This is a genomic window from Flavobacterium araucananum, from assembly GCF_002222055.1.
GTDB lineage: Bacteria > Bacteroidota > Bacteroidia > Flavobacteriales > Flavobacteriaceae > Flavobacterium > Flavobacterium araucananum.
Genome location: NZ_MUGS01000002.1, coordinates 1 through 14,641, shown reverse-complemented (window position 1 = coordinate 14,641; position 14,641 = coordinate 1). Strand labels below are relative to the sequence as shown.

The following is a 14,641-nucleotide window of genomic DNA, read 5'->3' as shown; positions in this document are numbered from 1 at the left end:
TATCGATTTGGGATGACCAAAATACAAAATTCAATTAAATTTTAACAGTTTAAAACTTAAAAACAGCAGACTATTAAATTATCAACTAAAAATCAATACATTAATTTCATTTTTAAAAATTAAACCCCTCACTTTTCACCAAAAATTTTAACATCATCAACCATAAAAGCTCCATTTAGCGTTTTGTCTTTTCCGGATCCAATATATTTAAATGCAATATGAATATTTCCTGAATAAGCTGACAAATCTATTCCTCCCGAACTTATAAATTGTCGGGCAGGTGTTGAAAGGGACGGAAATTTTGCTTCAAGCTTTGTCCATTTTGCTTTTGTAATACTTGAGCCGTCAAAATTGTTCGAGATATAAATTTCTAAAGAGTTTAATGGTGAATCGACCTTAAGATCGTGTTGTGCACTTCTAAACGACAACACTGCATTTTTATATCCGTCCATATTAATTTTGGGCGTAACAAGCCAGGCAATATTCTCTGCAGCTGTTGTACTTGTTGTATTAAACTCAGCGTAACCATTTCCGGCATACAACATACTTTTCCATAGTTTCGAAGCTTTTTCTACAATGTTACTCCATCCGGGCAAGGCAAAATTTACATTGTTTTTTACAGAATGAAAATCTTCGGCAAAAAACGGAACGGTTCTTTTTCCTTTCATCACCAGATCTTTTTCTGATCGGATCATCAATTGATAATCTGTACCAAATTTGGTCAATATTCCTCTGACTTTCCCACTTCCTTCAGGTACAATATTGTCTACAAAACTGGCATAACTACTGGTTCTAAATATAATCTGATTTCCTGTTCTGTCGCGTAGGTTCCAGTTTGTAGCGCCACCAACGTTGTTAGATTCTTCAAAATAACTTCGTCCAATTGCTGCTTCGGTAAATTGTACATCTGTTAATTCGACCAATGTGTTGATCTTATCATCATTTAATGCTTCTTCAATAGTGACTGATTTCACCAATTGGCTTTCATCAATTACAGTACAGGAAGCATTTAAAACATTTTTATAATCATTTTGCGAAACCCTCCCAATGGTTGGATCACCGGCATTACTTACATACAAACTACCCATTCGCAGCCCTCCAAAATATAAATCTGTAAATTGATTTTTAAGTTTTATATAAACTTTATTCCCAACACGAAAATCAATATAGGTGTTCGAAACATCGACAGGAACACTAAACCCAATTGCAGGTGTTTGGTCTGTTGCTATGGTTTGAAAAGAAATTGCCTTAAAAAAGTTACCACCTTCATCACTGGACACAACATAGGCTTCGATAATATCATTATAGTTGTATTGTTTAGGAACTGAACCTGAAAGTTCCTTTATTTTTTGAACGGTTTGATTTACTGTCAAATCAGGTTGTGTACAGGCTAATTTTGGAATTTCGACTTCATTATTACAACCGTAAAAAGCGAAAAATGTTATTGCAAAAAGGAAAACTAAGGATGTACTTTTCATTTCAAATGTGTTTTAATTTTTTATAAACTAATGGTAATATTTACGAAATAGGTCCTGCCATATCCGTAAAAATATTTGGGTCCAAATGAGGGAGTTTCACTAGAAACATCCTGATTAAGTGCTCTGAAATTTGCATTTCGTGCTTGCTCGAAACCTCCTGTTTTGTAGGTAACATCCAGAACATTATTTACACTTGCAAAAAGCCCTACATATTTGCCTGAAATACGCCAGGATTTACCTCCTGTAAGGTTTAATAATGAAACAGGATCAAATTTTTCCTGTTTTAATAAAATCGCTGCACGCTGTTCTGTAGCTTCAGGAAAAATAAGACCACTAATAGGATTTTTATAAAAACGAGCTGTTCGGGCTATTGGCGAAACATCGATATAATTATCAGTCATATAATTTATATTGGCACCCAACCACCAATATTTTGGATCTCTGTACTCCAGCCCTAAAGAATAAGCCTGTTGTGGCATACCGGGTTGTTTGTAATTTTTGAGATAGGATTCTCCAAAATCAAAAGTAGTTTCTGTATTTCCTTTTGCTGCATTGGCATCGTTTGTTATCGAAACATCCGGATTACTAGCATAGGTATAGTTGCCGTATGCAACAGACATAGTTGTTTTGAATGTTGATGAAATTTGATATTCAAGACTTAATTCTAATCCTATGTTTTTCTTGTCTAAATGGGTTAAAGTCTGACTTACAAATGCATCTGTATTATTGTAACTCGCACCTCTGTCAAAAATTCCTTCAGCATAGAAAAAAGATGTTTTTGTGGTGTTTTTTATCAGAGTATAATAGGCGGTTGTTCTAATTTTAAGTTGGGGTGAACGAAAAACATAATTTGCTTCGGCACTACTTATATTTTCATTTTCGATGCCGTCAACAACTGAATTATTCAACCGCGAATTCGAAAAAGTATTCCTAAGGGACGGTGCCCGGGTAAGATGCATTCCGTTAAAAAACAACCATTGTTTTCCTGAAATTTTATAAGTGAATCCACCTTTGAAACCGAAATTTTCGAAATTTACTTTTTGGCTTTTCCCCAGTGAAGATGTGGGATAAATTCCGTTTTGATACAATCCTTCTCTTTCATAATTAGAAACCGTATAAGATTGCCCTAAATAAAAATCAACTTTTCTATAATTGAATTTAAATTGTGTAAAAGCATCAATTGTCGTTGCCAGAAAGTTATAGTTATAGCCGTAAATATCTCCTTTTTTTACCTGACGATTTGGGTTTTGTAAATCTGATTGTCCTTCGTCTCCACTATAGAAGGCATCAATATCCTGAAAATATTCCCCTCCCAATAAATCTAAAAGATATTGAAATTGGTGTGATTTTAAATTCCGAAAAGTTATTCCGCCATCAAAACTACTATTCTCTGTAATTTGAATATTCAGGTTCGAATTTGCAGCAAATGTTTTATCATCTGTTCGATCTTCATACCATACATAATGACTCTGCGAAGGTTGATATCCTATGATTATTCCGTCAGGATTTAATATTGGTTTCTGATTTGCCTGATACATTTCCTGCCAGTTTATTTGGGGATTTTCCAGAAAATTCTTTTTATTTTGTGCCGCGTTTATATAATCCGGAGTAAAATCTCCTGAAAATTCGCCAATATCTTTTCCATAAAGTGAGGTATAATAGCTGGGCATCTTTCGATAATAAACAGGATCCGGACTGTTTGCATTTTGATAATCAATCGTACTGTTTCCTACTTTTCCAAACTGATACAGGATTGTAGAATTCAGGTTTGCCTTTTCGTTTATCTTATAATAATGATTGAGCATCAACAACGGTTCTTCGACTTTTTTTACTCTTGCATTACGTTTCTCTCCGTTTTGAAGCCCCCAATACGAATTGTATTTTTCGTTGGTTAATTCTATTACTTCATCTGTATTGGCAGAATTTTTTCCTCGAGAGTTTGGGGTATAAAATCCTGTAAAATTTAAGGAATGTTTGTTGCTTAATTTTTTTTCGATACTAATAAAAAACGATTCTGCATTAAAATTCGTTCCTTCAAAATAACCTTCATTTCCAAAACGTTTTCCTGCCGAAACTACATAGGCCCAACCTTTAGAATTCATCCCGGAAGCATAGGTACCATTAGCCCGCCAATTGTAGGTTGTATTGCTTCCTGAAAACGTAAGCCTTGTTCCTTTTCTATAAGTCGAAGCTCGTGTCGAAATTTGTTGCGTTCCCACTATCCCTCCAAACGTAAAACCGGAAGCTGCTGCCCCTACAGAGAATTCCTGATTTCGAAGTACATCATTCAAACCTCCCCAATTGCTCCATTGTGGCCGTCCGTCATAAATTTTATTCATGATCATACCATTGAGCATCATGGTTCCGTTTTCGCTGTCTAAACCCCGAACCCTAAATCGGGCTTGTCCCCAATTGAATGCAGAAGCTTGCATAAAAGCATCTTTTGAAGATTGTAAAAGTCCGGAAGTCATTTCTGACGAGCTATTATCATCTGATAAATCACTGTCTAATAATGTGATTAATGTTGCGGGAACATCATCTGTAAAATTGTCTTCTAATTGCAGTATTCCAAGATTAACTATTTGTTCTGAATTCGAATTTACTTTTAGAAGCAAATCTTTGTAACCCTGACTGTGCAATAACAATAATTGCTGCCCTTTTATGGAAGAATGCAGCTCAAATTTTCCCTGCAAAGTTGTAAGTTGTGTTATTGAAGAATTTTGAATACTAACCACAACATTCTCTAAAGGATTTTGTGTTTTTGCATCAATTACAATGCCTGAAAAAGTTGTTTCTTGTTGTGCAAAAGCAACCTTAAAGGACAATAAAACAAAAATTAGAATGTATTTTTTTTTCATGAAGAACCAAATTTATTTTGACAAATAGTTTTCAGAATAAAATGTTCTGGCTTTCAAAACATTTTTAATTCTTATATCAAAAGATAAAATGGGTCTTTGGAAAGACATTCAATAGGATTCGAAGTAATGCGAAACTTAATATTCGAAAATCAAATATAGGTAAAAAACAATACTAAAGTAATTTTCTTGTTAATTTTTTATTAAATAAATTGTTATTATGTGAAGTTTAGAAATAAACAAGTCGATTGCAGCTCTTGTTAATTTTTAAGATGTGCTTGATTTGTAAAGAATATTTCCCGGATTTACTCCTTGGTTCTAATTTTAGAGACCATAAAAGCAATCAGAACGCCAAAGATTCCGATAAAGGCAAAAGAAAACTGAAGCCCAAAGTTCTCTGCGATATGTCCAATTACGGGAGGCCCCATTAAAAAACCTAAGAAACTTACACTCGAAACAATCGTTAGAGCTTCTCCCGGCGGAACAGTTGGGTTTTTTCCTGCCATACTATAAACGGTAGGAACAATGGTTGCTACTCCTAAACCTACAAGCATAAAAGCAAGGGTACAAGGAATAATATAAGGAAGAAAAACTGCGGTAAAAAGTCCTGCCGAAATCATGACTCCACTAATCTGCATTACACGCTCACGACCAAATTTATTAATCATTCCGTCGCCTAAAAATCGTCCGCTTGCCATCATAATCATAAAGGAAGTATATCCTAAAATCACTAACGGACCTGGTGCTTTTACAACATCTTTAAAGTAAACTCCACTCCAGTCGAACATAACTCCCTCGCTTGCCATGCTGCAAAAACCTATAACTCCCAGCCAGATTAAAGCGCTGTCCGGTTTTACAAATAGCTTTTTGTTTTCGGCGTTTTTATTTTTTATTTTCTCTTTGGCTTTGACCAAAAATTTAAAATTAAAAACAACCATTAGCAACACAACTCCGCCCACTATTAAAAAATGATGAAAAGGTGTTAGCTTCAAAGTAAGCATTCCTAAACCTACCAATGCACCTGTAAATCCTGCAAAACTCCACATTCCGTGAAAAGAAGACATGATTGTTTTTTTAAAAAGAACTTCGGTATAAACACCTTGTGTATTAACGGCAATATTTGCTAAGTTCCCAAAAATTCCAAATAAAAATAATCCCAACGACAATTGCAATGCCGATGTTGCCAAACCTAAGTTTGCCAGACATAAAACATACATAATTAAGGAGAAAACAAGAATGCGATGACTGCCAAATTTGGTTACCATTTTTCCTGAAAAAGGCATAATAATTAATTGCCCCATTGGCAGGGCAAATAATATCGAACCCAAATCGCCTTCTGTCAAATGCAGAGCGGTTTTAATGTCCGGAATTCGGCTTGCCCAGGTTGCAAAACTTAATCCCATCCCAAAATAAAACATTCCAACGGCAACACGAATTCGGTTTAAATAAGAGGCTTTTGCTTCTCTGTAAACTTTCTTAATTTTTCCTTTGGTTTGAAATAGTGCTAGTGGATTGAAACTTATCAAAGTAGTGCGTTTTGAATTAATGTATAAAAGTAATAAAAACCTGCTTCATAGTCTATACAACCCTACTGGTTCATCGATTTATAACGTTGTATGTTTATAAATTTTCTTTTAAGGGGCAAAGGTTTTTTTTTAAAGGTACTAAGGTTCTGAAGTGCAAAGGGACAAAGTTTTTTTTGCCCAAGGTTTTTTAATCCTTTTAATCTGTAAAATCTGTGGCAAAAATAAAATAACGTTGCTGTTCGAAACATAAGACGCACTGCTGTGAGTCTCTACAGAAAACCTTTGTCCCTTTGCGCCTCAGCAACTTTGTCCCTCAAGAAAAATCTGTGGGCTAACTTTCTACAAATTAATTACCTTTTGCTGTGTGTGACTTGCAATTGCAGCTTCGATTATTTGCATCACTTTTACGCCATCTTGTGCCGTAACGGGTTCTGTTTTACCATTTGCAATCGAGTCATAGACACCATCAAAAAACGAAAAATAGTTTCCCTGAAGTGTTGGTATTTTCTCCCGTATTTGCTTTCCGTCAATTTCTGTATGCAACAATCCCTGCAAGCTTTCTAGCTCAGTTCCCCAAGATTCCAGGTTTGGTTTTTTGCCCAGTTTTAAATCATCTTCCTGAACATCGCCACGAGGTTTTAAGAAAGACCCTTTTTTACCGTGAATTGTGTAGGCAGGATTGGCTTCTTTAACAAAAAAACTGGCTTTTAATCTTACTCTGAAATCTTCGTAGATTAATAATAAATCGATCCAGTCATCTACCAAAGAATTTTCTCTGGTGTAGCGAATATCTCCAAAAACCGATTTTGGCGAACCAAATAAACAAACTGCCTGATCGATTAAATGCGGACCTAAATCTTTCAGGATCCCTGCACCATCGTTTACGGTTTCTTTATGTGCTTTTGCACTCAATAAAGGATTGTATCTGTCAAAATGTAATTCGGCTTCGACCAAATCTCCTAAAATCCCCTCTTTTATTACTTTTTGAACGGTTTTAAAATCACTATCCCATCTTCTGTTCTGGAAAACGGACAATTTTAATCCTTTTTCTTTGGCGATTGCTGCTAATTCTTCGGCTTCGGCAACGGTGGTCGTAAATGCTTTTTCGACAACGGCATGTTTTCCTGCCAGTAATACTTTTTTTGCATATTCATAATGGGTGCCAACAGGTGTATTTACGATTACCAAATCGACATCATCTGCCAATAAATCATCGATCGAAGGATAACTTTTTACGGTTGGATAATCTTCCTGGATTAGTTTTTTGCTTCTTTCCCAAGATCCTAACAATTCAAATCCCGGGTGAATGTTTAAGAATGGTGCATGAAAAACTTTTCCCGACATTCCGTATGATAATAGTGCTGTTTTTATTTTTTGCATTTTGTCTTTTTATTTGTTTTGCCACAGATTAAAATGATTAAAAAAGATTATTTTTTCGCCACGAATTACACTAATTTTCGCGAATTATAATTTATTAAAACTCAGCAAAAATTTGTGCTAATTTGTGAAATTCGTGGCAACCTTTTTTATTACTTAAATCTTAGCGCGTTCGTATTGTTTTGGCCATTGTATCTCGTCGTTTAATTCTTTGGCAAAGTCCAACGGTAAGTTTGGGTTTCTTAGAGATTCTCTGGCAAATAAAATCAAATCGGCCTGATTGTTTTTCAAAATTTCTTCGGCTTGTTTGGCTTCGGTAATTAAACCCACTGCGCCTGTTAGAATATTAGCGTCTCTCTTTATTTGTTCTGCAAAAGAAACCTGATAACCCGGTCCAATCGCAATTTTTTGATGCGAAACCAATCCGCCTGACGAAACATCAATCAGATCAACTCCTTTTTCTTTTAAAATTATTGAAAGCTTTACAGATTCTTCCGGATTCCATCCTCCTTCTGCCCAATCTGTAGCAGAAATTCGAACTATTAAAGGCAAATTAGAGGGCCATTCTGATTGAACAGCTGCTACAATTTCTAACGTAAAACGGATTCTGTTCTCAAAACTTCCTCCATATTCATCTGTCCTGATGTTTGTTAAAGGTGATAAAAACTGGTGCAATAAGTAACCATGTGCACCGTGAATTTCCAGAACCTGATAACCTGCTTCAACAGCTCTTTTGGTCGCAGCTTTAAAATCTGAAATTACTTTCTGAATTCCGTTTTTATCCAAAGCCTCAGGAAAAAAGGGTTCATCATCATGATACGGGATTGCGCTTGCCGAAACCGTTTGCCATCCGCCATGTGCAAAATCTAATTTTTTATTGCCTTCCCAAGGAATCGAGACACTTGCTTTTCGTCCTGCATGCGCCAACTGAATTCCGGGAATCGAATTTTGGGAAACGATAAATTCGTTAATACTTTTTAATTTCTGAATGTGTTCGTCTTTCCAGATTCCTAAATCCGAAGGTGATATTCTGGCTTCGGGAGAAACAGCAGTTGCTTCCTGAATAATCAATCCTACTCCGCCACTGGCGCGACTACCCAGGTGAACCAGATGCCAATCGTTTGCAAATCCGTCGATTGCAGAATATTGACACATAGGCGAAACAACGATTCTGTTTTTTAACGTGATGTTTTTTATAGTAAGTGGAGAAAATAATAATGAAGCCATATTTGTAACTTTTAATGGTTTTATACTACCTATTGTGTAGGATCGTGTTTAAAAAAGTAAAGTTAAAGCTTCTGCGTAAAACTAGAAATCTAAATGTTTATTAATTAACAAACATTTAAAACCTTATGTATTATCTTGCACGATCAAATTAAAATAGAAACGTTACTTTTGTGCGTTAAATTACGAACTAAAAATACAAAATGGATATAGTTATCAAACTCTCTCAATTTCTATTGAGTTTATCTTTACTTATTATTCTTCACGAATTAGGACATTTTATTCCTGCAAAACTATTTAAAACAAGAGTCGAAAAATTTTACTTATTTTTTGATGTTAAATATTCTCTGTTAAAAAAGAAAATTGGCGAAACCGAATACGGTATCGGATGGTTACCCCTTGGAGGTTATGTAAAAATCTCCGGAATGATCGACGAAAGCATGGACAAAGAACAAATGGCTTTGCCTCCGCAACCATGGGAATTTCGTTCTAAACCAGCTTGGCAACGTCTAATTATTATGTTGGGTGGTGTTACGGTAAATTTTATTCTGGCATTCATTATATATATAGGTATGGCGTTTGCTTATGGCGATACTTATGTAGCAAATGCTGATTTGAAAGACGGAGTTCTGGTTGAAAATCCTGCAATGGTAAAAGCAGGTTTTAAAACAGGAGATAAATTCCTGGCTGTTGACGGGCAAAAAATCGAAAACTTCGACAACGATATCAACATGAAAATTATCATGGCAAAGGAAGTTTTGATCGAAAGAAACGGACAACAACAAACCATAAAAATGCCTACTGATTTTGTAGATCAGTTGTCTAAACAAAAGAAAGCACCTCTTGTAGACATGAGAATGCCTTTTGCAGTAGCAAGCATTACTCCTGAATCAGGAAATACAGCCTTAAAACCAAAAGATTTAGTAGTTAGCCTTAACGGTCAGGAAGCAAGATATTTTGATCAGGCAAAAGTAATCCTGTCAAACAATAAAGGAAAAACAATTCCTGCTGTTGTTTTGCGTGATTTAAAACAAGTACCAGTTACGGTTAAAGTTTCTGCTGCCGGAAAATTAGGTGTTGGTCTTGGTGGCTTAAGTATAGAATCTCTGGAAAAACTAGGTTATTATAAAGTAAGCACTAAAAACTATAGTTTCTTTGAATCGATCCCGGTTGGACTAACAAAAGGTAAAGATCAATTGGTAGGGTACGGAAAACAGCTTAAAATGATTTTTAATCCTGAAACAAAAGCATACAAACAAGTGGGTGGTTTTGCGGCGATTTTTAACATTTTTCCAAGTTCTTGGAGCTGGGAAGTATTCTGGTCAATCACCGCTTTATTGTCAATTATGCTTGGAGTTATGAATTTATTGCCAATTCCGGCCCTTGATGGTGGTCATGTGATGTTTTTATTATACGAAATAATTAGTGGCAAAAAACCGAGTGACAAATTCTTAGAGAACGCACAAATGGTTGGTTTCGTTTTACTTATAGCACTACTATTGTTCGCTAACGGAAACGACATTTATAAGGCAATTGTAGGCAAGTAAAAATATTTAATAAAAAGTGTCAAAATATTTTTGCGAAACTAAAAAATCCTCTATATTTGCACTCGCTAAAAAGAGCAACAACTTCCTCCTTAGCTCAGTTGGTTAGAGCATCTGACTGTTAATCAGAGGGTCCTTGGTTCGAGCCCAAGAGGGGGAGCAACTTTTTTTAGCAAACATATTTACCTTTAAGGTGATTCCTTCTTAGCTCAGTTGGTTAGAGCATCTGACTGTTAATCAGAGGGTCCTTGGTTCGAGCCCAAGAGAGGGAGCTTCATTGGAAAAGCCATTCGAAAGAGTGGCTTTTTTTATTCCTATACTTTGCGAACGCCCGTAATTTCTGGTCATTAACTCCACCAAACTATTCTCAGAAGTGGTTCGAAAACACTCTTTTTCTAGTATTATATTTTTTGGGTAAATAACCCTTAAAAACGAGCCTTTTTCCTTATTTTCCAAGCGGTTTGGATATTGATGTAGAAAATTCTAAACATCTGAAAATGATATTTTAAAATATTGTATAATTGTATCAAATAGAATTTTTATGAAGAAATATCTACTATTCTTATTGGCTTATTCTACATTGAGTTGTGCCCAGTCAAAAGATACTGTCAAGAAAAATACTGCTCAAAAAGCTGTTACTACCCCATTAAAAATTGATACTCTAAAAACAACAATATCTACCAAACCAATTTCAGTTCCTTTATATTCGGAGAAGAATACCCAAATCATTTTAGCGAAAGAAGAAAGTGCTGGTACAGAATGGGCAAAATACGCTTTACCAATTCTTACTTTGTTTCTCGGTATTGGTATAAATCGATTAATTGACTGGGTTAATAAAAGAAGTGCAACCATTAGAAACGGTGAAAGATGGGTTGTTGAACTAAGAAGTACAGAAGTTCCATTAAGTCAGCAAATGACGGATTTAACAGAGTTTAGAGATAGATTAAGTTTCATAGAATTTGTTATTCCCGAAATAAAAGCAATGACTAATTTAAACGGTGATGTGTTTAAATCATTGGATAAAAATGAACTCATAAAATACATTGAAATTAAAAATGCTAAGCCATTATATAAACGAATTTTCGATAGTAAGGAAGAAAAAGAAAAAGCATATAAAAAAGTAGTAAGCATATCAAATTATACTCACGGTCATATTGCAATAATGGAACATCAACACAATCTGATTAGCGAGAAATTCAAATCATATTTGAATGGAACTTCAGGACAAGTCCAATCTTTCAATAATCATTTACAAGAGTTTCTCAGAGAATACGGAATGTATAATTTGAATTATGAAAAAGAGGGTGTAAATATTTTTGAAGATGAAAGAACTGCACCATTAAGTGTTTTGTATATTGCTCAAATTGTACCTCATATAGAAGATGGTAAATACAACCCATTTAAATTAAGAGATGATTTTTTTATACCCAGTATTAGACACTTGGCAAATTATCGATTTGAAGAAAAAACTCTTTCGCTAGCTAAAAGTATTACTGCTTGTTTAAATGATATTGCAGGTATTAAAATGGAAGTCGAATATATGACAAAAAACACAAATATTATTTTGGAACGATATTCAGAATTACTTACTTCGTTACCTGATGTTATTAGAGATATAATAGGAGAAAAAGCATGAAAAAAATAAAAAGGAAATTTAAATTGAATGTTTTTATATCTTATCCTAAAGATGTAAATAAAAATAATTATCAAAATCCAATTCAAAGTATATTAAAGAATTTTGCTTGGCTGTATAGGCTCGATTATAGTATAGATTCAAATACAAAATTATTTAGTGATGAAATAGAATCAAATTCATATTACGCAGAACCTGATATAATATATTTCCGTTCAACTGATGAATCAGAAATTGAGCTAAAAGCTTTTCAAAAACTAATTAAAGAAGTATTCAAATACAATCCTAAATTAGGTGGAGTAGAAGTCGGATATCAACTTCAAAGTGCATCAAAAAAATATCCATTTCCTGACAGTTATATAAGACCGTTGAACTATCCATATTTAGAAGTATTTGAAAACGACAAGGGAAATATTATGATTCCTGAAATAGAATTGATGCAACTTGATTTAACAGAAAAAAAGAAAACAGACTGTTGATACCTAGTTCACTAACTTTACACCAGAAACAGTTACCGAAAACCAAAAGCTGAGGAGATTGTTGAGGAGAAATATTGGCAAAAGGTTAAGAGTTGGTAAAGTCAACAATCTTATAAAAATCAACTAAAAATTGGTTAGAATTTTCTACCTTTCCCGCTCAGGAACAATGTTTATTTAATTTCATTAGGTTCGACATTTTAACATTAAAGGCAATTACTCTAAATAATCTAAAAATCAAATCATTATTTCGAAATGCTTTTCAAACTCTAAACTTAAGACATATAGTTTCTCCAAATCGGTTTTGAATCGGTTCGATAACACAATATTAAAGGGATCTTATTAAATACCACTTACAATCGTAAGTGGTATTTTTTTGTTTTATAGTATTTCTACTTTATATTTTTTTGTAAATTTGCTTCATTATGAAAGATATTTCAAATACAAACGAAAGAGTAAAATTTGCATTACAGCAAATGAAAAAAGTCATGCCTATCGTTAAACAGCAAGTCGCTGTTTATGAAAAAAACATAGCTCTAGGCAAAAATCAAAAAAAACCACAGCCATCTCCGCAATTCAAAAATCTCTAAATCCACTTTTGCAATCGGATATAATTGAAACCTGATCTTAAATATCAATACAGAATCTCAATTCCTTACCAGTTTATTGTGCTTCGCAACATCATTACTCCCATTTTTACTTTCAAACAAAAGCATTGCTTCATTCGCCTTAATCTCCTGGTCAATTCCTTTTAAGGATTGTGCGTAGCGATAATAATACATGGCATCCATATCTGTTTTCATAGCAAATAGTTCTTCGTAGTATTTAGCCGCTGTAGCCAAATCACCATCAAAATAAGCCCTGTCGGCAACTTTTGTGAGCATCTCTACAGATTTATATCCTTTGTCCAAAACTTTTGCATAAGTATCGACTACATCTATAATTAAATATTTTGGATCTTTGGCTGGAGCGATTACCTCAACCTTGATTGGTTTAATCTTTGTCGCGCTGCTATCTACAACGGTTTTTGACTGCAAGGCTACATCGCCAATTTTTAGTTTTGGTTTTCTATATATTGGCGTTACAACCCTGGTATTGTTTGGTCCAAGATCATTGGTATAAACCATACTTAATTTTGAAACTTCGTATTTTGTGGTTCTTTTCCCAAAAGGCATATTAATGGTTTCCTCTACATAATACGCCACTATAACAAGACCGTCTTTGGATGTATTCCCGATTGCCGAAATACCAGAAGCAGAATTACTACTCTGACCAAAACTGTTGCAAGAGAAAACAAATACAAGTGCTATAAAAAATGTTTCATAAGTTTTCATGATTAGCCAATAAAGTTGCTGTTTATTTAGATCGTTACATAAAGATACCTCTTGTTGTCTTTTTTATTTTATAATGCCTGCAAACGACCTTAAAAGTCGTTAAAGTGTCGTTTTCCTGAAGTCAAAATTGTTTTGATTTCTTTTATAATAGCTTTTTACTTTTAGGTGTACGAAAAATTGTATTTTTGTTTTATACAATGCAATTAAGCAATAAATTGCTGTGCATCGTACCGTAGTTGCCCGTAGCATACGCAGCCAAATATGTTTTTTACATATTGTTTCTTATTACACTTAATTATTATCTTTGAATTATGAGCACACTATCAAAACCAAATCATATAGGGCGAAAAATTAGCCGTATTCGCGAACTTCGAGATATGAAGCAAGATGCATTGGCAGAAGCTTTAGGAATAAGTCAACAAACCGTTTCGACTATCGAAAATAGCGAAACCATTGATGATGAAAAACTGAAAGCAATTGCCGAAGTTTTAGGCGTATCTGCTGAAGGAATTAAAAATTTCTCTGAAGAAGCGGTTTTAAATATTATTGGAAATACTTATCAAGATAATGGCATTGTTAATGCTGGACTTAATTATAATTGTAGTTTCAATCCGCTTGATAAAGTGGTGGAGCTTTATGAGCGTTTGGTTTTGGTCGAAAAAGAAAAAGTCGAATATTTGGAGAAGTTGTTGAAAGGGAAGTAAAGTTTTCTTTTGAAAACAGATAAATTAATAAGAACGCTAAAAAAGACCATCATTAAATGATGGTCTTTTTTTTTGTTTTATACTTCTGAGAAAGATCTCTTTCTTTTTATTTCTTTTTTTATTTAAGCGTTTATGGAAATCCGTAAAATCACTAAAAATCAATTATTTAAATTTGTTTTTAGAATAATCGGGTATTTATACCTGCAAATATTATCAATCAAAATATTTTATTTGAATTCTTAAACAACATGATTAATATTTTAGAAATAACAAAATTAAATACATTATGACAAGTAGAAAGATAACATTTCATGTATTAAAATTTTATAAAAATAATACTGCGGATTTACTTTACAATGATTTTGACTTTGATGCTTTTACCAATTGGTTTACACAACTACAAGACGAAGAAAAAATATTCAATATTTCACAAAATAAGTTTACTTCATTAGATAAAATTGAAAAAGTAAACTTAAGACAAATTGAAAAT

12 protein-coding genes and 2 tRNA genes are annotated in these 14,641 nt (G+C 33.8%); 8 read left to right on the top strand and 6 right to left on the bottom strand.

Going from position 1 to position 14,641, the window contains the following annotated elements; genetic code table 11:
* Window positions 1–128 precede the first annotated feature (128 nt).
* The 5 genes from B0A64_RS00410 to B0A64_RS00385 all read right to left on the bottom strand — a co-directional run bounded on the left by B0A64_RS00410 (window position 129) and on the right by B0A64_RS00385 (window position 8,463).
* Complete coding sequence (locus tag B0A64_RS00410; RefSeq protein ID WP_089477578.1) at window positions 129–1,478, bottom strand: DUF5689 domain-containing protein; 1,350 nt, start codon at window positions 1,476–1,478, stop codon at window positions 129–131.
* A 20-nt stretch (window positions 1,479–1,498) separates the two neighbouring features.
* Window positions 1,499–4,336 (bottom strand): carboxypeptidase-like regulatory domain-containing protein, encoded by a 2,838-nt coding sequence (locus tag B0A64_RS00405; protein WP_089477577.1) that lies wholly within the window; start codon window positions 4,334–4,336, stop codon window positions 1,499–1,501.
* Window positions 4,337–4,638: 302 nt separating this feature from the next.
* Complete coding sequence (locus B0A64_RS00400) at window positions 4,639–5,859, bottom strand: MFS transporter (RefSeq protein ID WP_089477576.1); 1,221 nt, start codon at window positions 5,857–5,859, stop codon at window positions 4,639–4,641.
* 339 nt (window positions 5,860–6,198) lie between these two features.
* Window positions 6,199–7,239, bottom strand: coding sequence for a Gfo/Idh/MocA family oxidoreductase (locus tag B0A64_RS00390; RefSeq protein ID WP_089477574.1), 1,041 nt, complete (start codon window positions 7,237–7,239; stop codon window positions 6,199–6,201).
* A 153-nt stretch (window positions 7,240–7,392) separates the two neighbouring features.
* Entirely contained in the window at window positions 7,393–8,463 is a 1,071-nt protein-coding gene (locus B0A64_RS00385; RefSeq protein WP_089477573.1) for an NADH:flavin oxidoreductase/NADH oxidase, read from the bottom strand.
* A gap of 200 nt (window positions 8,464–8,663) precedes the next feature.
* Between B0A64_RS00385 and rseP the strand changes: the two genes are divergently transcribed.
* The 6 genes from rseP (at window position 8,664) to B0A64_RS25025 (ending at window position 12,703) form a co-directional block, all read left to right on the top strand.
* On the top strand, window positions 8,664–10,007 hold the full coding sequence (rseP, locus tag B0A64_RS00380) for an RIP metalloprotease RseP (RefSeq protein WP_089477572.1): 1,344 nt from the start codon (window positions 8,664–8,666) through the stop codon (window positions 10,005–10,007).
* Between the two features lie 83 nt (window positions 10,008–10,090).
* Window positions 10,091–10,164, top strand: a tRNA-Asn gene (locus tag B0A64_RS00375).
* 38 nt (window positions 10,165–10,202) lie between these two features.
* Window positions 10,203–10,276: transfer RNA gene (locus B0A64_RS00370), tRNA-Asn, on the top strand.
* Between the two features lie 269 nt (window positions 10,277–10,545).
* Window positions 10,546–11,640 carry a hypothetical protein gene (locus B0A64_RS00365; RefSeq protein ID WP_123875866.1) on the top strand — a complete coding sequence of 365 codons (1,095 nt, stop codon included), beginning with the start codon at window positions 10,546–10,548 and terminating at the stop codon, window positions 11,638–11,640.
* Window positions 11,637–12,116 carry a hypothetical protein gene (locus tag B0A64_RS00360; RefSeq protein WP_089477570.1) on the top strand — a complete coding sequence of 160 codons (480 nt, stop codon included), beginning with the start codon at window positions 11,637–11,639 and terminating at the stop codon, window positions 12,114–12,116. Before B0A64_RS00365 ends, B0A64_RS00360 begins: the two co-directional genes overlap by 4 nt.
* Before the next feature lie 422 nt (window positions 12,117–12,538).
* Window positions 12,539–12,703: a hypothetical protein gene (locus tag B0A64_RS25025; protein ID WP_165769735.1), complete on the top strand. Its 165-nt coding sequence runs from the start codon at window positions 12,539–12,541 to the stop codon at window positions 12,701–12,703.
* A 57-nt stretch (window positions 12,704–12,760) separates the two neighbouring features.
* Here the strand turns inward: B0A64_RS25025 and B0A64_RS00355 are convergent, their stop codons facing one another.
* Entirely contained in the window at window positions 12,761–13,447 is a 687-nt protein-coding gene (locus tag B0A64_RS00355) for a hypothetical protein (RefSeq protein ID WP_089477569.1), read from the bottom strand.
* A gap of 311 nt (window positions 13,448–13,758) precedes the next feature.
* Here B0A64_RS00355 and B0A64_RS00350 point away from each other — a divergent pair, with 311 nt between their 5' ends.
* Window positions 13,759–14,151, top strand: coding sequence for a helix-turn-helix domain-containing protein (locus tag B0A64_RS00350; protein ID WP_089477568.1), 393 nt, complete (start codon window positions 13,759–13,761; stop codon window positions 14,149–14,151).
* A 286-nt stretch (window positions 14,152–14,437) separates the two neighbouring features.
* A partial coding sequence (locus tag B0A64_RS00345) for a hypothetical protein (protein ID WP_133083315.1) occupies window positions 14,438–14,641 on the top strand: 204 nt, incomplete at its 3' end.